Source organism: Streptomyces sp. NPDC012769, assembly GCF_042901205.1.
Classification (GTDB): domain Bacteria; phylum Actinomycetota; class Actinomycetes; order Streptomycetales; family Streptomycetaceae; genus Streptomyces.
The window spans coordinates 438,917-457,665 of record NZ_JBIBCP010000001.1; the positions used below are offsets into that span (position 1 = coordinate 438,917).

Below are 18,749 nucleotides of genomic sequence, written 5' to 3' on the forward strand. Positions count from 1 at the left end.
TGAGTCCGGGCAGGGGTCCCCGGAGTCAGGGACCGGTATCGAACCGGGCGAGGGTGGCGAGGACGTCGTCGAGCCAGGCGATCATCATCCGCTCGTACGCGATGCCGCCGCGCAGCACGACGTGCTGGAGTTCCCGTTCGGCGTCGGGCGGACCGTCCGCGGCGGGCGGGGCGTCCTCGGCGGACGGCGATCCGAAGTCGCGGGCCTCGCCGGCCAGGTAGTGGGCCAGCCGGTCCGCGTGCGTCTGCCGGTGCCGCTCGACCTCGCCGATCAGGGCGGCGGGATCGTCGAAGGCGGCGCCGCGGATCTTCACCGCGAGGTCGTGGCGCACGCTCTCGGGCTCGATCGGCGCGGCCAGCCACGCGGAGAGCGCGGCCCGTCCGGCGGCGGCGACGGAGTACTCCTTCTTGTCCGGGCGCCCGTGCTGCGGGACGTCACGGACGTCGACCCAGCCGTCGCCCTCCATGCGCTTGAGCACGCGGTAGATCTGCTGGTGGGTGGCGGTCCAGAAGTAGCCGATGGACCGCTCGAAGCGCCGGGCCAGCTCGTATCCCGACCCGGGCTTCTCGAGCAGGGACACGAGGATCGCGTGGTCGAGCGCCATGCGCCCGATCTTGCTATGCACCTCGTTGCATAGCAAGGCGGGCCGGGTGAGACGCCGCTCACCCCTCTTCCGCTCAGCCAGCGGAAGACCGGTCCGGTGCCCCGCACGGGCACCGGACCGGTCTGGCCGCGGTCAGCTCCGGGTGGCAGGGGCGAGGACCACGAAGTCCGCCTTCGACGGGTCGAGGCAGACGGCAAGACGGCCGACGTCCTCGGCGTCCTCCGGCCCCATCTGCACGCTGCCGCCGTTCGCGGTGACCTTGGCGACCGCGGCGTCGCAGTCCTCGACGGCGAAGACCGGGTGCCAGTACGGCCGCCCGTTCGCCGGCGCGAGGACGTCCTCGCCGACCTGCATGATGCCGCCGTGCATCCGCTCCTCGGGAAGCCCGGCGGGTGTGATGAGGGAGTACGTGCCCCCGCCGCCCGGCAGCTCCATGTCGCTGAACCGCCAGCCGAGGACGCCGCCGTAGAACTCCTTCGCCGCGGCCGCGTCGCTCGTGTACAGCTCCGTCCACGACAGGGAGCCCGGCTGGTCCACGAGGTCGACGCCCTTGTTCGTCCCCGGCTGCCAGACGGCGAACTGGCCTCCCAGCGGATCGCTGTACTGCGCCATCCGGCCCCAGTCGTCGAGGTCCCTGGGCGCCACCCGCACCGTGCCGCCCGCCCGCTCGACGGCCCGGGTCGTCTCGTCCGCGTCGGTGACGGTGTAGTAGATCATCCAGGCCGGGCGGGCGCCCTCCTCGGTGAGCTTGCCGAGTCCGGCGACGGTCTTGCCGTCCTTCCGGAACATCCCGCCCTCCATGTCCTCCCCCTCCCCCATGGACTCGTAGTCCCACCCCAGCACGGCGCCGTAGAAGGCCGCGGCGGCCGGGACGTCCGGGGCTCCGAGGTCCAGCCAGCAGGGAGAGCCGGCGACGAACTCAGTGGTGATCACGACGATTCCCTTTCTCCGGTCACAGGTGATCTCAGAGTGGCACCGGCCACCGACACTCGCCCGTCGACCGGTCGCGGGTTCACATGCGGATGACCTTGCGACTGACCGGCCTGATGATCTGCACGGAGGACGGCCGGGTGCCGGGGGGCGGCGCCTCGGTCTCGTAGAGGCCCGGCAGCTGGCCGGCGACCGGCCGGCCTCCGACGCTCATGCCGCGCGTCGGGCGGGGGCCCGGCTGGGGGTCGGCGGCGTGGGCGGCGGGGCGCAGTCCGATGCACTTGCCGGCGTCGGTGTAGGTCTGGGCGATCAGGGAGCTCGCGTTGACGGTGGACGGGCTGTGCACGGTGATGCCCTCGACCGTCGCCTGGCCGGCGCTGTCGTTGACGTGGAGCGTGCCCTGGGTGCTGACCATGGCGTTCTGGGCGCCGAGGGTGAGGACGTCCTTGGGCTTGAGGGTGATGTGGTAGACCATCTTCTCCTCGACCGCCTTGGTGAGCGAGGTCCCGGTGGTGACCCGCCAGGCGGCGTTGAACGCGCCGCGCACGCCCACGTGCAGCTCGTCGTGCGCGGTGACGGTGCCGGTGGCCGTCGAGGTCACGTTCGTCTGCGTCTCGGCGGTGTTCGCGACCTGGCCCTGGGTCTGGGTCTGATTGGACGTCTTGTCGCTGAACTCGTCGTTGGGGCCCTTGTCCTTCGGGGACGTGTGGTGGGTGTGCCCGTTCTCCGTCGTCGTGGTCTGGGTCGAGGTGTCGGTGTTGGTGGTGCTCTGGGTGTTCTGCAGGCTCGCGGACTCAGAGAGCTGGGCCTGCCCCTCGCCCCACACCGTCTTGTCGACCACGCCCTCGACGGTCCAGGAGCCGGAGATCTCGCCCTCGATGTTGTCGGTGGTGGAGGAGGTGAGGGTGACCCACCGTTCGATCGTCATGTCCGCGTTGGAGCAGTTGGTGACGGCGCTGCCGACGGCGGTGACCGCGGTGAGGAACTCGGTGGGGCCCTGCAGGATCCTGAAGGTGCAGTCGGCACCCTCGCAGGACTTCAGCACGTCCTTGACGGGGGCGGGCGCTCCGTTGCGGAAGGCCTTGGGCACGGGCATCGCCGTCGGCGTCGGTGCGGCGGTCGCCTGGCCGGTGCAGAGGGCGGCCACGGCCACCGAGAGGGCCATCGCCGGCCGGAGTCGGGTGAGCGTCATGCGGGTTCCTTTCACAGGACGGCGGAGGTCGACGGGGCGGCCGGGGTGGTCGAGGACGCCCGTTCCCGCTCGGCGGGCCGGGTACGGGGCTGGGCGGGAGCCTGCGGCGCGGAGTCACCGGACTTCTTCGGGGTCGTCTTGGTGTCCTCGGCCGGCGTGCGCGTGCCCGGCGGCACGGCGGACGGCGCGTCCACGCCCTTGTTGTCGGGGGTGACCCGCAGCGGGCGCTCCGTCAGGCAGTGGCGCTGCTCGTCCTGGGTCATCGGGCCGGTGCGCTGGAAGAGGCGGTCGGGGACCCGGTTGGAGGGGTAGTCGAGCATCACGTCGAGGGTGTAGCCGGAGCCGCTGAAGGTGCCTTCGATGCGTTCCCGGGAGGGCTGGACCTCGAACCAGCTGGCCTCACCGGGCTGCACGGCCTGCTGCACGTTCTTGGTGGTGGTGCGGGTGGGGGTGAGCGGGTTGGTGGTGTTGACGAGGTTCCGGTTGCCCTCGTGCCGCTGGAAGCCGGCGGCGGCCTGCTTGAACATCTCCGGGTACATCTCCTGGAGGTTGGGGCTGGTCGATCCCTTGTCGTTGGCGCCGCTGTTGTCGAGCCTCTGGTCGACGGAGGCGGCGTTGGCGATGCGGTTCACCTCGGTGGTGACGCTGTCGAAGCCCTCCTCGGTGTAGCTGAGGGTGCGGGTGTCGGTCTTCTGGTTCCTGCTGCAGTTGATGGCCGCGTGGTCCACCACTCGGACCTTGCCGTAGTACTGGTAGGAGTAGCGCGGGTCGATGGTGAACCGGCAGCCGGCGGCCACCTTGCACTTGGCCACGGCGTCCGCGACCGCCACCTCGTCGTGCACGTAGTACGCGTTGACCGGCATGTCCTGCGGTGAGACGAAGTAGTCGACCGGCGCCGCCCGCTCCTGGGCGGAGACGGCCGCGACCATCGGACCGCAGGCGTTGCTCGTCGTGGCGTTGGGGGTGAGGGACTCGAAGGTCAGGAGCGGGTTGTCCTCCGCCGCGGTGAACTCGAAGGTTCTGGGCTCGGACCACTTGCCCTCGCCGGCCGCGTCCTGCTGCTTGGTGTAGCCCGCGGTCTGGAACTCCTCCGTCCGGTGGACCACCCGGGGGTCCTTGACCGGTTGCCCCGTCGGGTCCCGCCGGACCGGCTTGTAGACGGCGACCTTATAGCGCTGCCCGTTCGCGACCTCGGCCGGGGTGCACTTGGCGAACGTGGAGGAGGAGTCGGTGAAGCTCACCCGGACCGTGGCGCCGGCGTTGACGTTCCACAGCCGGGTGCGCAGGATGCCCTGGCCCGTGTTGTCGTTGAGGGACACGGCCTGCTTCTTGTCCGAGCGCCCGGCGAGGGCGGCGGAGACGACGGCGGTCTTGGACCCCGACCAGTCGGTGGGCAGTTTCGCCTCGAAGTCCTTGGCGACGGGCGGCAACGCGAAGTCCCCGTTCTGGACGGGCACGGCCGTCCACTTCGGTGCCTCGGGTGCGGCGTGGCCCTCGACGGCCGCGAAGGGCACGACGAGGAGCCCGCCGAGGACGACGGCTGCGGGCAGGTGAGTCAGGTGAAGGGACGGCACAGGGGTGTCCTTTACGCGTCGGGAAGGCGGGTGAGCGTGGCCTGCGGGGTGTCGACGGGCTGTTCCAGGTCCTGGCCGGGCAGCTCCACCGCGCAGTTGTGGGTCGTGGGCCGGTACTCGTACTGGTCGGGCCGGTCGCGGCCGGTGTGCTGGGCGAAGATCCCGCACATCGGGCCGGCGGCCTGGTGCGGAGAGGCCTGGCGGTCCTTGTTCGCGTGCTTTTCCACCATCGTCGAGGTCGCTCCGAGGTCCTGGCGCGTCGCCTGTCCGGTGGTGGCGTAGGTGTCCAGGCAGCCGGCGGCCTTGGGCGAACAGGCCGCGATCTCGGTCTGGTTCCCGGTGTGCTCCGCGCAGCCGGAGGGAGTGCTCCCGCCCTCGTTGCACGGGTCGGCGTTCTCGAGGGCCGGCTTCTGCAGGCCCGGCTGCGGGGGCATCTCGCCGGCGGGCCGCGTCGGATCCGGCGCGGCCGCCGTGCTCGGCGCGCGGACTCCGGAGACCAGCGCACCGCGCTCTCCGGTCTCCTGGGAGGTGAACCTCAGGACGGGATCGTCCCGGTCGGCGGTGAACCGGTAGGAGTTGCCGGTGCGCCAGGCGACGGAGCCCTGGGCGGCGGCGAGGGTGGTGACCTCCTTCGCCGTCGCCCCGTCGGCCTCGACGCGGTAGCGCCGGGTCGTTCCCGCCGGGTCGTCGACGTGCGGGGCGTCGGACCAGTAGACGGTGACCGCGGACCCCTGCTTCACGCCCGTCAGGGTCTGGGAGAGCGTGCCCGCCGCGTCGGCGTTCAGGTCGAACGCCTGGAGCTCTCCGGGGTGCTTGGCCAGGTTCGCCGCGTAGAGGTCGCCCGTGCCGTTCCAGGACTCCGGGGCCTGTCGTACGGAGGAGCCCGCCGACACGGCGGGGCGGGCCAGGTCACCGTTGGTCACCGCGTTGCGGGAGTCCGCGTCCGCCGTGACGCAGCAGAGCCCGGACCCGGTGAGCGCCAGGATCCCCACCCATAGGGCCCGTGCCGTTCGTCTCTTGTGCATGACTTCTCCTGCCTCTGGTCGTTGTGCAGGGCACATTCTGCGGAGGCCGGCGGGCACGCCGAAGAACCGCGGAGGGCGACCGGGGCGACGGAAACGATTCCGCGGACATTCGTCACATCTGAAGCTCATACGCGCCGCGTCCTGCGCTTTCCTGTTCAGAGGACCAAGCTTCGAATCGTTTCGAAGGTCTCACCACGCCCACGCTCTTGCTTGATCGTTTCCCTCGGGACGATCGACCGACCGCCGGACGGGGCGTCACCACCCCCGCCACGGTCGTCCAGATGTTCACTTCGATGGCGCAGAAGCGCGTGTCCGTCGATCACCGGTTCGGCACATCTTCGTGCGATTGCGCTGATCGCCTGACGTTCAGGGCCCCCGGCCCTCACCCGATCGACCGGTGGAACAGGCAGGGCGCAAACCGCCGGATCACCAACGAGGACGCGACCAGTGGCGGGCCGGACCGAGGCCCCGCCCGGTCGTCGCGCGGACGGGCGTTGCTCGCTCTCCCGGTCGACCGCCCGGCGGGTGAGGAGGTGATCGCGCGGCTCGCGGGCCGCCACGAGGCGAGTGAGGCTGACGGGGCAGCACCGCCTCCCGGCCGACCCAACAGCCCCGCGTCCCAAGGGCCGTGCGCCCCGGGAGGCGATCGCGCAGTCCCGGGAACGTCCCCGCGAACCGAAGGAGCATCATGATCCGTCTGCCGCGCGTCACCCCCGCCCGTGCCGCCGCCGTCATAACGACCGCCGCGGCCCTGACTCTGCCGGCCGCCTTCCATCCGGTCGCCGCCGACGAGGCACGGCCCAACGTGCTCAGCTGGGGCGCCGGCCGCGTCGGCCAGCTCGGCAGCGGAACGAGCAACGACAGCCTCTCCCCCACCGCCGTCCTCAACCTCATGCGCAACGACGTCGCCAAGGTCTCCGCCGGCGGCACGTCCTCGGCGGACGCCTTCGCCGTGGCGCTCACCAAGGGCAACGACGTCCAGTCCTGGGGGTACAACGGCGACGGACAGCTCGGCAACAACGGCCGGGACGACCAGGAGGTCCCCGTCACCGTCCCGCGCCTCAGGGACATCGCCGACGTCGCCGCCGGCGGCGCCCACGCCCTGGCCGTCGACAACGCCGGCCAGGTCTACTCGTGGGGCGCCAACGCGTACGGCCAGCTCGGCAACACCGAGACCGGCGGGAACCGCAACTACCCGGACCGGGTGCAGGGACTTCCCTTCGTCAAGCAGGTGTCCGCCGGATGCGACTTCAGCCTGGCGCTCACCGACAAGGACGAGGTCTGGGCCTGGGGCCGGGGCACCCACGGCCAGCTGGGCAACGGCGGCCGCGCCCTCAGCGCCGTACCCGTGAAGGTCGAGGGCCTGGACGGCATCAAGGAGATCGACGCCGGCTGCCACCACGCCCTCGCCCGTACGGCCGACGGCCACATCAAGTCCTGGGGCTACAACGTCTACGGACAGCTCGGCAACTCCACCACCCAGTCCGCCCTGACCCCGGTCGACGTGCCCTGGCCCCAGGACGCCACCGACATCGAGGCCGGCCTGTTCCACAACTACGCCGTCTCACCCGCCGGCGTGTGGGGCTGGGGGAACAACCAGTACGGCCAGCTCCTGGAGGAGGACGAGTCCTTCGCGGACAACATCTCCCGTACCAACCGCACCGCACCGGTGCTGATCCCCCGCCTGAAGGACAAGGGCGTGAAGTCGATCGCCGCAGGCCCCAACCACGGTGTCGCCCTCACCACCGAGGAGGTCCTCACCTGGGGTCACAACGGTGAAGGACAGCTCGGCAACGGCACCACCGTCGCCCGCTACGAATCCGTGCGGATCATCCGTGACCGCGCCAAGGTCGACGGCGTCGCCGCCTCGCTGGGCGGCAACACCACCTACGCCTACTGACGCGCGGGGGCCGGGCGTGTCCCCGGCCCGGCCCCTCGCCGACACCCAAGGAACGCCATGACCATTCGTCGTAAACCACTGGCGGTCGCGCTGACCGCCGCCGCCCTCGTCACGCTCGCGGTCACCGGGCTCACCCAGGCGGCGGGCCCCGACCTCTCCGTCCGCGCGTGGGGCGTCAACAACGTCGGACAGCTCGGCAACGGAAGCACCCTCCGCCAGCCGACCCCCGCCGGCGTCCTCGGTCTGCACCGCACCGACGTCCGCCAGATCGCCGCCGGCGGCGACGACGCCGAGGGGTTCGCCGTCGCGCTGCTCACCGAAGGCACCGTCCGGAGCTGGGGCAACAACACCCAGGGCCAGCTGGGCAACGGCACCCTCACCGGTCAGCCCTTCCCCGGCAGCGTCGCCGGGCTGTCCGGTGTCACCTCCGTCGCCGCCGGTCTCCGTCACGCCCTGGCCGTCAAGGACGGCCGCGTCTACGCCTGGGGCGACAACCGACTCGGCCAGCTCGGCAACGGCGTCACCGCCGACGACAAGGCCGAGAAGCAGCGGGTCCCCGCCGCCGTGCAGAGCCTGGACGAGATCAGGACCGTGGCGGCCGGCTGCGGCTTCAGCGTGGCACTCGGCGAGGACGGAACCGTCTGGACCTGGGGGGAGAACGTCTACAACCAGCTCGGCACCGCGGACGCGGTCAACCGCAACACCCCGCAGCGCGTCAAGGACCTCGCCGACGTGACGGCCGTCGCGGTCGGCTGTCACCACTCGCTCGCCCTGCTGGGCGACGGCACGGTCAAGGCCTGGGGAGCGAACGGCCAGGGCCAGCTCGGCGACGACTCCACGGCGAACAGGTCCACGCCGGTCGACGTCGCGCACCTGAGGAACGTCACCGGGATCTTCACCGGCTCCAGGTCGAGCTACGCCGTGCAGAGCGACGGCACGGTCAAGGCGTGGGGAGACAACGCCGCCGGCCAGCTCGGCGACGGCAGCGCCATCAACCGTACGACCCCGGTGCGCGTCGACGCGCTGCGCGGCGCCCGCGACATCGCCGGCGGCGTCGACTACACGGTGGCCGCCCTCGACACCGGAGCCGTCGTCGCCCTGGGCAGCAACGCCCAGAGCCAGCTCGGCGACGGCGGCGGGCCCGTCCCCGCTCCCAGCGGCAGCCCCGCCCCCGCCCCCAGCGGCGCTCCCGCCCCCAGCACCAAGCCGGTCACCGCCCTTCCCGCGGGCAGTGGCATCACCCGGCTCTCGGCCGCGATCTCGGGCAGGTTCACCTTCGCGTACTGACCAAGGTCCCTTCCGACTCCCCCTACGAGCAGGAGAATCGTCATGGTCGTCCGCCGCGTCACGCCCCTTCGCCTCCTCGCCGCCTTCACGCTCGCCGCGTCCGCCCTCGTCGGACCGGCCCACGCCGCCGCGGGCCCCGACCCATGGGTGCGCTCCTGGGGAACCAACACCGCGGGTCAGCTCGGCAACGGCAGCACCCTCCGCCAGCCGACGCCCGGTGAGGTCTTCGGCCTGCGCCGCGCCGACGTGCGCAGCATCAGCGCGGGAGGCAACGACGACAACGGTTTCGCCGTCGCCCTGCTCGGCGACGGCACGCTCCGGTCCTGGGGCAGCAACGCCCAGGGCCGGCTCGGCAACAACAGCCTGACCGACCAGCCCTTCCCCGCCGCCGTCGCCGGGCTCTCCGGCGTGGACGCCGTCGACGCCGGGCTCGATCACGTCCTCGCCCTCAAGGAGGGCCGGGTGTACGCCTGGGGCGGCAACGCCCATGGCCAGCTGGGGATCGGCGTGACCGGCGGGACGGACGGAGCCCGCCGCGTCCCCGTCGAGGTGCCGGGCCTGGAGGGGGTCACGGCGATCGGCGCCGGCTGCGAATTCAGCGTCGCCCTCGGCGCCGACGGAACCGTGCGGACCTGGGGCTACAACAACCGGGGCCAGCTGGCGTCCGGTGACAACGAGACGCGGAACACGCCCTTCCCGGTCCCGGGCCTCACGGACGTCACGGCCATCTCGGTCGGCTGTCTTCACGTCCTCGCCCTGACCGACCGCGGCACCGTCAAGGCCTGGGGCTGGGGCAACGAAGGAGCCCTGGGCAACGACAGCACCGCCAACAGCGCCACGCCCGTCGACGTCCTCCACCTCAAGAACGTCACCCACGTCTCCACCGGCGGCTGGACCAGCTACGCCCGGACCGCGGACGGCACCGTGAAGGGCTGGGGCTGGAACGGGAACGGTCAGATCGGCGACGGGACCACCGTCAACCGCACCACTCCCGTCCGGGTGGACGCGCTGCGCGGCGCGCGTGATGTCACCGGCGGCTGGGACTACACCGTCGCCGCGCTCGACTCGGGCGCCGTCGTCTCGCTCGGCAACGACGCCCAGGGCCAGCTCGGCGACGGCGGAGCCGCCGCGGTCGTCGCGGAGCCGGTCACCGCACTGCCCGCCGGAAGTGGCGTGACCCATGTCACCGCGCCTCCCCGAGGCACCTTCGCCTTCGCGTACTGACGGAGGAGAGAGCCCACCCCTCACGCTCCGCGACATGTTGACAGCGATTTGGGCTATTGCGGTGGCATATGCCCGCCCCACTGGAATCGAACGATCACGGTCGGTAACGTCGACGTCGCTCGGGCACGGATGCCCGAGAACCAACGACCGGAAAGGAGAAAGGTCATGGCCGACAAGCCGAACGAGACCCCCGACGAAGAGGTCACCCGCTCCCGCCAGCAGGCCTCCGACAAGGCCAGGGAGGCGTCCGACAGGAAGGCGCGCTCCGCTCGCGAGCGTGGCGAGGACGACGAGGAGCCCCCGCAGTCCCGCGGCGCGATCGCCTCGGACCGCGCACTGAAGACGGACGTGACGGCGGTGGCGTGGTAGTCCACCCCGACGGTCTGCGGCCGGCCGACGCGGCCGGCCGCAGACCGAGCCCGCACGACGCTCCCGCCGTCGCCGACTGCCAGCCGCTCAACGGGTTCGACGTGCTGCGGAAGGTGGTCGAACTGCCGGTCAGCACCTGGCGGTACCGGGCGGACCCGGAGGCGATCCGGCACCTGGGCCCCATGGCCCAGGACTGGTGGGAGGCCTTCGGTCTCGGCGGCGACGACAGGTCCATCAGCACCGTCGACATGAACGGCGTCGCACTCGTCTGCGTCCAGGCGCTGCACCGGCTCCTGGAAGAGAACCGCCAGGAGATCGGCGAGCTGCGGGCCGAGGTCGCCCGCCTCACCGCCGCGGTCCCGTCCGCGCCCGCCGCCCCCGCGGCAACCCCGGCATCCGCAGCCTCCCCTGCCTCCGCGGCCTCCGCGGCACCGTGACCGTACGCCTGCGCCACCTCGACGGCCCGCGCGACGCCCCCCGTCCGACGTCCCGTCCGGCCGCCGACCACGCCACCGCCGTCGCCGTCGCCGGTCACGCTCCGCCTTCGACGACGTCACCACCGAACTCGCCCGGCCGGCCCGGCACATCGCCACCAGCACCGGCTTCGCTCACGTCGCCGTCGACCTGGCGGACCCCCCGGAGTTCGCCGTCGCCAAGGTCCTCTGCCCCACCCTGCGCTTCCACGCGCGCCACGCGATCCCCCGCTGAGCAGCCGAGCTCAGAGAGAGAAAAGAAGGAGAACCATGCCCAAGGGACTGTCCGTCCACCTCGGCATCAACGAGATCGACGAGACCCGCTACGGCACCAAGGCCGAGCTCAAGAACCCCGAGAACGACGCCCTCACCATGGCCGACCTGGCGAAGACCAACGGCTTCACCCCCCTCGCCACCCTGCTCACCAAGGAAGCCACCAGCGAGAACCTCGCGGCCGCGCTGAAGGAAGCCGCCTCCGGGCTCAAGGCGGGCGACATCCTGCTGCTCACCTACGCCGGCCACGGCGCCCAGGTGCCCGACAAGAACGGCGACGAGCCCGACCGGCGCGACGAGACCTGGGTGCTCTACGACCGGCAGTTCATCGACGACGAACTGCACGCCGCCTTCGGCGCCTTCGCCCAGGACGTCCGCATCCTGCTGCTCTCCGACAGCTGCCACAGCGGCACCGTCTCCCGCGACCTGTCCCTGTTCCTCAACGGCGCGGAGCTGGAACGCAGCTTCGACACCAGCGAACCGACCGAGGTCCGCGCCAAGGTCAGGGCGCTGCCGCAGGACGCGCAGTTCCGCAACTACCAGCGCGATCAGCAGCTGTACGACCAGATCCAGCGCGACACCCCTCCGCTGGACCTGGCGGACATCAAGGCCGACGTCCTGCTGATCTCCGGCTGCCAGGACAACCAGGTCTCCAGCGACGGCACCGGCCCCAACGGTCTGTTCACCGAGACGCTGCTCAAGACCTGGAAGAACGGCGCGTTCCAAGGCAGCTACTCGACCCTCCACCGCCAGATCGTCGAGAACATGCCGTTCTACCAGTCGCCCAACATGTTCCAGACCGGCAAGTGCGGCGCGGACTTCCTCTCCCAGACCCCGTTCTCCATCTAGACACCCCCAGGGCGGCGCCTCGGTCCGCGGAACTTTTCTCCAAGACGAGACGGCCCGGGGTCCGTCAGGGTGGGGGCATGCACAACGACGAAGCGGATGAGAGTGGGTGGGAGGTGGCGCGGCCCGGCGGCGCGCCACCCGTCGCCGGTGTCCGGATGGCCGGATTCCGGGACCGCGTCGGCCAGACGCTGGACCTGCGGGTCCTGCCCCAGCCCACCGTGGTCGTCGTCATCGGCCTGGGGAACGACCCGTTCACGGTCGATGACGGCACCGGGCGGCGACCCTCGACGAGCCCGCACCCCACCCCGAGCCTGGTCGCGTCGTTGTCGCCCGGTCCCGCGCGGATCCGCGGCCGGGACGTCGAGTGCATCGAGATGTGCCTGACGCCCGGCGCCGCTTACGCACTGCTGGGTGTGTCGCCGCTCGAACTGGAGGGGACGGTCGTCGGGCTGGAGGACCTGTGGGGGCGGGGGGAGCGGCAGCTCCGCGAACGGCTGGCCGCCGCCACCGCGTGGCAGGAACGTTTCACGCTGGTCGGCGAGTTCCTCGCCCGCCGGGCCGCCCGGGGCCCGGCGATGACACCCGAGGTCGCCGGTGTGTGGGACACGATCGTGGCGAACGGGGGCCGGGTACGGGTCGATGACCTCGCCGCGTCCTGCGGGTGGAGCCGCAAGCGACTGCGGTCCCGGTTCACCGCCCAGATCGGCCTCACCCCCAAGCGTGCCGCCATGCTCGTCCGCTTCGACGAGGCCGCCCGGGCGCTGCGCGCGGGCGGGAACGCCGCGGACGTCGCCCTGGCGCACGGATACGCCGACCAGTCCCACCTCCACCGCGACGTCCGCGCCTTCGCCGGGTGCACGCCCGGTGCCCTGGCCGGCGTCTGACCCGCCCCCACCCGTACATCACCGCCCTTTATCCGTACGAGGAAGGAAGTTCATCCATGAGCACCATGGACATAGCGGCTGACCGAGAGGCCATGGCCGACCGAGGTCTGATCGTTCGGCTCGCCTTCGGCGGCATGGCCGCGCAGACCTTGCGCGCCGCCGTGCGGCTCGGCGTGTTCGACCTGATCGGCGACGACAGGCGGCCCGCCGTCGAGGTGGCCGCCGACGCGGGAGCCGAGCACCAGCCCATGACGAGACTGCTGCGCGCCCTCGCCGCTCTGGGCCTGATGGAGGAGCACGAAACCGACGCGTTCTCGCTGACTCCCGCCGGCGCCCTCCTCGGTTCCGGCCGCCCCGACTCGCTCTCCTCGTTCGTCCGCGTGTTCACCGACCCGACGATCGTGCGGGCCTGGGACGGTCTGGACGACAGCGTCCGCACCGGAGGCATCGCCTTCGACGCCGTCTTCGGCACCGACTTCTTCAGCCATCTCGGCCGACACCCCGAACTGTCCGCCGACTTCAACGCGGCGATGAGCCAGGCCTCCGAGGAGACGGCCGCCGTGCTGCCCCACGCCTACGACTTCGGCCGCTTCACCTCCGTCACCGACGTCGGCGGCGGCGACGGAAGCGTCCTGGCCGGCGTCCTCGCCGCGCATCCGGCGCTCACCGGTGTCCTCCACGACACCGAGGACGGCCTGGCCCAGGCGTCCAGGACGCTGGAACGGCACGGGGTGGCGGACCGCTGCTCCCTGGCCCCCGGCGACTTCTTCCGTTCCGTTCCCGGCGGCTCGGACCTGTACCTGATCAAGAGTGTCCTGCACGACTGGTCGGACGACCAGGCGGTCACGATCCTCGGTCACTGCCGCGCGGTCCTGCCGCCCGGCGGCCGAGTCCTGATCGTGGAGCCGGTGCTTCCCGAGGTCGTCGGCGGCAGCGCCGACGCGCACGCCGCGGACGGCGGGATCACCTACCTCAGCGACCTCAACATGCTGGTGAACCTGGGCGGGAGGGAACGTACCCGCAAGGACTTCGAGGAGGTGTGCCACCGCGCGGGACTGTCCGTCGTGTCGGTGACCCCACTGGTGGAGGTGGCCCCCTACTACCTGATCGAGACCGCGGCCGGCTGAGCCGGGCGCCCGATGCGCGCCCTCAGCGGGGGGTGAGGCTGGAGCGGCGGACGACCAGTTCGGGCTGGAGCACCAGGTGCTCGTGGCGGTGGTGCTCGGCCCGGTCGCCGGTCTCCTCCAGGAGCAGTTCGGCGGCGCGCGCGCCCAGGGTGACGGCCGGCTGGCGCACGGACGTCAGGGGGACGGTGGCCGCCGCCGCGAACTCGATGTCGTCGTAGCCGACGATCGCCATGTCCTCCGGCACCCGCACCCCCGCCGCGTACAGCGCCTGGAGCACGCCGAGGGCCAGCAGGTCGTTGGCGCAGAAGACGGCGGTCGGCCGGGTGGGCAGCCCGAGGAGCCTGGAACCGGCGTCCCGTCCGGAGGCGACGTCGAGACGCTCGACGGACACCTCCTGGAGGGCGGAGGCGGGCAGGCCGGCCTCGGCGAGCGCGAGCAGGGCGCCCTCGCGCCGGTCGCGCACCTGCTGGAGGTGGGAGGGTCCGCTGACGTACGCGAAGGCGCGGTGGCCGGTCGAGGTCAGATGGCGGATCGCCAGGGAGCCGCCGACGACGTCGTCCACGGAGACCGAACAGCCCGCGCCCGTACCGGTGCCCGTGTCGGATCCGGGGCCGCCGCCGAATCCGCCGTCGCCGTCACCGTGTCCGTCGCCGTCGCCGTCTCCGGCGACGCGGTCGACGAGGACGTACGGGATGCCGTGGCGGCGGAACTCGCGCAGGTTCGCCCCGCTCGGGTCGGCGGGCGTGACGAGGACGCCGCGGACCCGCTGCTCGGCGAAGAGCGCGAGGTAGTCGGCCTCCTCGGCGGCCTTCTGGTCGCTGTTGCAGACCATCACGCCCAGGCCGGCCGCCCGCGCGGTGCGCTCGGCTCCCCGGGCGATGTCGACGAAGAACGGGTTGCCCATGTCGAGGACGAGCAGCGCCATGATCCGGCTGCGGCCCGCGCGCAGCTGACGGGCGGACTCGCTGCGCACATAGCCGAGGCGCTCGATGACCCCGCGCACGTGCTGGAGGGTCGCGGGCGAGACCCGGTCCGGCTGGTTGATCACGTTGGAGACGGTGCCGACGGAGACGCCCGCCTCGCGTGCCACGTCCTTGATGCCGACCGTCCGCGCGGTGCCCGCCATCCGTCCCACCTGGTCCGCTCTGCCCGTCCGGTGCGTTCCGTACGGGGTTCCCGCCTCGCGCCTCATCCTATGCGGCCCGCCCGGGGCGCCTGCCCGCCGCCGTCAGGGGAGGTGGAAGACCTCGGTCAGCGGGCGCATGGCGGCGTCCGGCGCCCGGCCGTCGAGCTCCTCGAAGAACGGGGCCATCTCGGCCTGCCAGCGCGCGTTGACCTCGGTGGCCTCCATGGCGGCGCGCGCCGCTTCGAAGTCCTCGGTCTCCAGACAGCCGACGAGAAGGCCGTCGTCCCGCAGGAAGAGGGAGTAGTTCCGCCAGCCGGCCCGCGAGAGGGCGGTGAGCATGTCGGCCCACACATGGCGGTGACGTTCCCGGTATTCCTCGACCCGGTCGGACCGCACCTTCAGCAGGAAGCACACTCGTCGCACGTTCTCCATCGAGCCCCCTCGGCTGAAATGTTTCACTCCCTCGGCTGCCCGAGAGTCCGGACGCTAGGGCTTGGCTGTTTCCAGGGTCAAGAGCCTTGACGCGATCCCCACCGCTGGCTAGCTTTCCCCCGGCGGAATGAATCGATTCATTAAATGGCTCGTGACGAGGTGGACATGCCCGAGATCGCCGCGGTGAAGGCCGCGCTCGCCGCCCAGCGGATCGAAACGCCCTCCTGGGGTTACGGAAACTCCGGCACCCGCTTCAAGGTGTTCGCGCAGCCGGGCGTGCCCCGCGATCCGTACGAGAAGCTGGACGACGCGGCCGAGGTCCACGCGTACACGGGCATCGCGCCCCGGGTCGCGCTGCACATCCCGTGGGACCGGGTCGACGACTACGCGTCCCTCGCCGCGTACGCGAAGGACCGCGGTCTGGAGCTGGGCGCGATCAACGCCAACACCTTCCAGGACGACGCGTACAGGCTGGGCAGCGTCTGCCATCCCGACCCGGCCGTGCGGCGCCGGGCCGTGGACCATCTCCTCGACTGCGTCGACATCATGGACGCCACCGGCTCGACCGACCTGAAGCTGTGGTTCGCCGACGGCACCAACTATCCCGGCCAGGACGACATGGTGGCCCGCCAGGAGCGGCTCGCCGCGTGTCTGGCCGAGGTGTACGCGCGGCTCGGCGGGGGACAGCGGCTGCTCCTGGAGTACAAGCTGTTCGAGCCGTCCTTCTACACCACCGACGTGCCCGACTGGGGCACCGCGTACGCCCACTGCCTCGCGCTCGGCCCGAAGGCCCGGGTGGTCGTGGACACGGGCCACCACGCGCCCGGCACCAACATCGAGTTCATCGTCGCCCTGCTGCTGCGGGAGGGACGGCTCGGCGGCTTCGACTTCAACTCGCGCTTCTACGCGGACGACGACCTGATGGCGGGTGCCGCCGACCCGTTCCAGCTCTTCCGGATCATGTACGAGGTCGTGCGGGGCGGCGGTCTCGCGCCCGGGGCCGGCGTCGCCTTCATGCTCGACCAGTGCCACAACATCGAGGCGAAGGTCCCGGCCGTCATCCGCTCGGTCACCAATGTGCAGGAGGCCACCGCCAAGGCCCTGCTGGTCGACCGGGCCGCGCTCGCCGCCGCCCAGCGCGAGGGGGACGTGCTCGCCGCCCACGCGGTGCTGATGGACGCCTTCGCCACCGACGTACGGCCGCTGCTGCGGGAACTCCGCGAGGAGCGGGGCCTCGACCCCGACCCGGTCGCCGCCTACCTCCGCTCCGGACGGCAGGAACGGATCGCCGCCGAACGGGTCGGCGGCGCGCAGGCCGGCTGGGGCGCGTGACCCACCGCCCCTCCCCTGCCCCGCCTCCGCCCACCCCTCGCTTTTCTTTCCTCTCCGTAAGGAACGCCATGGCCTCCTCCGCCACCCTGCCCGAAGTCGCCGCGCTCCTGGAACGGGCCCACCGCCTCGGCTCCGATCCCCGCACCACCAACTACGCGGGCGGCAACGCCTCCGCCAAGGGCTCCGTCACCGACCCCGTCACCGGCCGCGAGACGCCGCTGATGTGGGTGAAGGGTTCCGGTGGCGACCTGGGCACCCTCACCGAGGAGGGACTCGCGGTGCTGCGGCTCGACCGGCTGCGCGCGCTCGCCGAGGTCTATCCGGGCGTCGACCGCGAGGACGAGATGGTCGCCGCCTTCGACCACTGCCTGTACGGCAAGGGCGGCGCCGCCCCTTCCATCGACACCGCCATGCACGGCCTGGTCGACGCGGCGCACGTCGATCACCTCCACCCGGACGCGGGGATCGCGCTCGCCTGCGCCGCCGACGGGGAGAAGCTGACCGCCGACTGCTTCGGCGACACCGTCGCGTGGGTGCCGTGGCGCCGCCCCGGCTTCCAGCTCGGCCTCGACATCGCCGCCGTGCGGGCGGCGAATCCCCGGGCGATCGGCTGCGTCCTCGGCGGCCACGGCATCACCGCCTGGGGCCGGACGTCCGAGGAATGCGAGCGCCACGCGCTGCACATCATCCGCACCGCCGAGGCCTTCCTCACCGAGCACGGCCGGCCCGAGCCCTTCGGCCCGGTCCTCGACGGCTACGGGCCGCTGCCGGCGGCCGAGCGAAGGGAGCGGGCCGCCGCCCTCGTCCCGTATCTGCGGGCCATGGCCTCCCAGGACCACCCGCAGGTCGGGCACTTCACCGACTCCGACGCCGTCCTCGACTTCCTCTCCCGGGCCGGGCATCCGAGGCTCGCCGCGCTCGGCACCTCCTGCCCCGACCACTTCCTGCGCACCAAGGTGCGCCCCCTGCTCCTCGACCTGCCCGCCGACGCGCCCCTGGACGTCGCCGTCGCCCGGCTGCGGGAGCTGCACGCCGCCTACCGGGAGGAGTACGCGGCCTACTACGCCCGCCACGCGACGCCCGACTCCCCCGCGATGCGGGGCGCGGATCCGGCGATCGTGCTGGTGCCCGGGGTGGGCATGTTCTCCTTCGGCCGGGACAGGCAGACCGCGCGGGTCGCGGGCGAGTTCTACGTCAACGCGATCAACGTCATGCGCGGGGCCGAGGCGGTCTCCTCGTACGCCCCGATCGAGGAGTCCGAGAAGTTCCGCATCGAGTACTGGGAGCTGGAGGAGGCCAAGCTGCGGCGGATGCCGGAGCCGAAGCCCCTCGCGACCCGGATCGCGCTGGTGACGGGCGCGGGCTCCGGCATCGGCCGGGCGATCGCGCACCGGCTGGCCGCCGAGGGGGCCTGCGTCGTCGTCGCCGACCTGGACGGCGGGAAGGCGGCGGCGGTCGCCGAGGAGCTGGGCGGGCCGGACCGGGCGGTGGCGGTCACGGTGGACGTCACCTCGGAGGAGGGGATCGCCGCGGCGTTCCGGGACGCGCTGCTCGCCTTCGGCGGCGTCGACCTGGTCGTCAACAACGCGGGGCTCTCCGTCTCCAAGCCGCTCCTCGACACCACCGCACGGGACTGGGACCTCCAGCACGCCGTCATGGCCCGCGGCTCCTTCCTCGTCTCACGGGAGGCGGCCCGCGTGATGACCGCGCAGGGCCTCGGCGGCGACATCGTGTACATCGTCTCCAAGAACGCGGTCGTCGCCGGCCCGGACAACATCGCCTACTCCGCGGCCAAGGCCGACCAGGCGCACCAGGTCAGGCTGCTCGCGGCCGAGCTGGGCGAGCACGGGATCCGCGTCAACGGTGTGAACCCGGACGGAGTGGTGCGCGGCTCGGGCATCTTCGCGGGCGGCTGGGGTGCGCAGCGGGCCGCCACGTACGGGATCGCGGAGGAGGACCTGGGCGCGTTCTACGCCCAGCGGACCCTGCTCAAGCGGGAGGTGCTGCCGGAGCACGTGGCGAACGCGGTCCTCGCGCTGACCGGCGGGGACCTCTCCCACACCACCGGTCTGCTCGTTCCCGTGGACGCGGGCGTCGCCGCCGCGTTCCTGCGGTGAGCGGAGGGGTGGGCGGACCGGTGGGCGGACG

General features: G+C 72.1%; 17 protein-coding genes. 10 read left to right on the forward strand and 7 right to left on the reverse strand.

The window, feature by feature from the left end; all coding sequences use genetic code 11:
* Positions 1–25 precede the first annotated feature (25 nt).
* From ACFY7C_RS02080 to ACFY7C_RS02100, 5 genes are all read right to left on the reverse strand, one after another.
* On the reverse strand, positions 26–604 hold the full coding sequence (locus ACFY7C_RS02080; protein ID WP_389642316.1) for a PadR family transcriptional regulator: 579 nt from the start codon (positions 602–604) through the stop codon (positions 26–28).
* Positions 605–736: 132 nt separating this feature from the next.
* Entirely contained in the window at positions 737–1,537 is an 801-nt protein-coding gene (locus ACFY7C_RS02085) for a VOC family protein (protein WP_389642319.1), read from the reverse strand.
* 79 nt (positions 1,538–1,616) lie between these two features.
* The gene (locus tag ACFY7C_RS02090; protein WP_389642322.1) at positions 1,617–2,726 is read right to left on the reverse strand and encodes a hypothetical protein; all 1,110 of its coding nucleotides are present in this window, start codon (positions 2,724–2,726) and stop codon (positions 1,617–1,619) included.
* A gap of 11 nt (positions 2,727–2,737) precedes the next feature.
* The gene (locus ACFY7C_RS02095; RefSeq protein WP_389642325.1) at positions 2,738–4,300 is read right to left on the reverse strand and encodes a hypothetical protein; all 1,563 of its coding nucleotides are present in this window, start codon (positions 4,298–4,300) and stop codon (positions 2,738–2,740) included.
* A gap of 11 nt (positions 4,301–4,311) precedes the next feature.
* Entirely contained in the window at positions 4,312–5,325 is a 1,014-nt protein-coding gene (locus ACFY7C_RS02100) for a hypothetical protein (protein ID WP_389642328.1), read from the reverse strand.
* 688 nt (positions 5,326–6,013) lie between these two features.
* On the opposite strand from ACFY7C_RS02100, the gene ACFY7C_RS02105 reads away from it, so the two are divergent.
* From ACFY7C_RS02105 to ACFY7C_RS02140, 8 genes are all read left to right on the forward strand, one after another.
* Positions 6,014–7,225: an RCC1 domain-containing protein gene (locus ACFY7C_RS02105; protein WP_389642331.1), complete on the forward strand. Its 1,212-nt coding sequence runs from the start codon at positions 6,014–6,016 to the stop codon at positions 7,223–7,225.
* Between the two features lie 57 nt (positions 7,226–7,282).
* Positions 7,283–8,512: an RCC1 domain-containing protein gene (locus ACFY7C_RS02110; protein ID WP_389642334.1), complete on the forward strand. Its 1,230-nt coding sequence runs from the start codon at positions 7,283–7,285 to the stop codon at positions 8,510–8,512.
* Positions 8,513–8,554: 42 nt separating this feature from the next.
* Positions 8,555–9,736, forward strand: a complete 1,182-nt coding sequence (locus tag ACFY7C_RS02115) for an RCC1 domain-containing protein (RefSeq protein ID WP_389642337.1) — start codon at positions 8,555–8,557, stop codon at positions 9,734–9,736.
* Positions 9,737–9,901: 165 nt separating this feature from the next.
* A complete protein-coding gene (locus ACFY7C_RS02120) occupies positions 9,902–10,105 on the forward strand; it encodes a hypothetical protein (RefSeq protein ID WP_389642340.1) in 204 nt (67 codons plus the stop codon).
* Entirely contained in the window at positions 10,099–10,542 is a 444-nt protein-coding gene (locus ACFY7C_RS02125; protein ID WP_389642342.1) for a tail fiber domain-containing protein, read from the forward strand. Before ACFY7C_RS02120 ends, ACFY7C_RS02125 begins: the two co-directional genes overlap by 7 nt.
* Positions 10,543–10,848: 306 nt before the next feature.
* Positions 10,849–11,700 (forward strand): caspase family protein, encoded by an 852-nt coding sequence (locus ACFY7C_RS02130; protein ID WP_389642345.1) that lies wholly within the window; start codon positions 10,849–10,851, stop codon positions 11,698–11,700.
* A 77-nt stretch (positions 11,701–11,777) separates the two neighbouring features.
* Positions 11,778–12,584 carry a helix-turn-helix domain-containing protein gene (locus ACFY7C_RS02135; protein ID WP_389642348.1) on the forward strand — a complete coding sequence of 269 codons (807 nt, stop codon included), beginning with the start codon at positions 11,778–11,780 and terminating at the stop codon, positions 12,582–12,584.
* 56 nt (positions 12,585–12,640) lie between these two features.
* On the forward strand, positions 12,641–13,711 hold the full coding sequence (locus ACFY7C_RS02140; protein ID WP_389642350.1) for a methyltransferase: 1,071 nt from the start codon (positions 12,641–12,643) through the stop codon (positions 13,709–13,711).
* Positions 13,712–13,733: 22 nt separating this feature from the next.
* Here the strand turns inward: ACFY7C_RS02140 and ACFY7C_RS02145 are convergent, their stop codons facing one another.
* Positions 13,734–14,837, reverse strand: coding sequence for a LacI family DNA-binding transcriptional regulator (locus ACFY7C_RS02145; protein WP_389642353.1), 1,104 nt, complete (start codon positions 14,835–14,837; stop codon positions 13,734–13,736).
* Positions 14,838–14,939: 102 nt separating this feature from the next.
* Entirely contained in the window at positions 14,940–15,260 is a 321-nt protein-coding gene (locus ACFY7C_RS02150; protein ID WP_389645881.1) for an L-rhamnose mutarotase, read from the reverse strand.
* Between the two features lie 174 nt (positions 15,261–15,434).
* Between ACFY7C_RS02150 and rhaI the strand changes: the two genes are divergently transcribed.
* On the forward strand, positions 15,435–16,601 hold the full coding sequence (rhaI, locus tag ACFY7C_RS02155) for an L-rhamnose isomerase (protein ID WP_389645884.1): 1,167 nt from the start codon (positions 15,435–15,437) through the stop codon (positions 16,599–16,601).
* Between the two features lie 68 nt (positions 16,602–16,669).
* Positions 16,670–18,718, forward strand: a complete 2,049-nt coding sequence (locus tag ACFY7C_RS02160) for a bifunctional aldolase/short-chain dehydrogenase (RefSeq protein WP_389642355.1) — start codon at positions 16,670–16,672, stop codon at positions 18,716–18,718.
* The last annotated feature ends 31 nt before the right edge of the window (positions 18,719–18,749 follow it).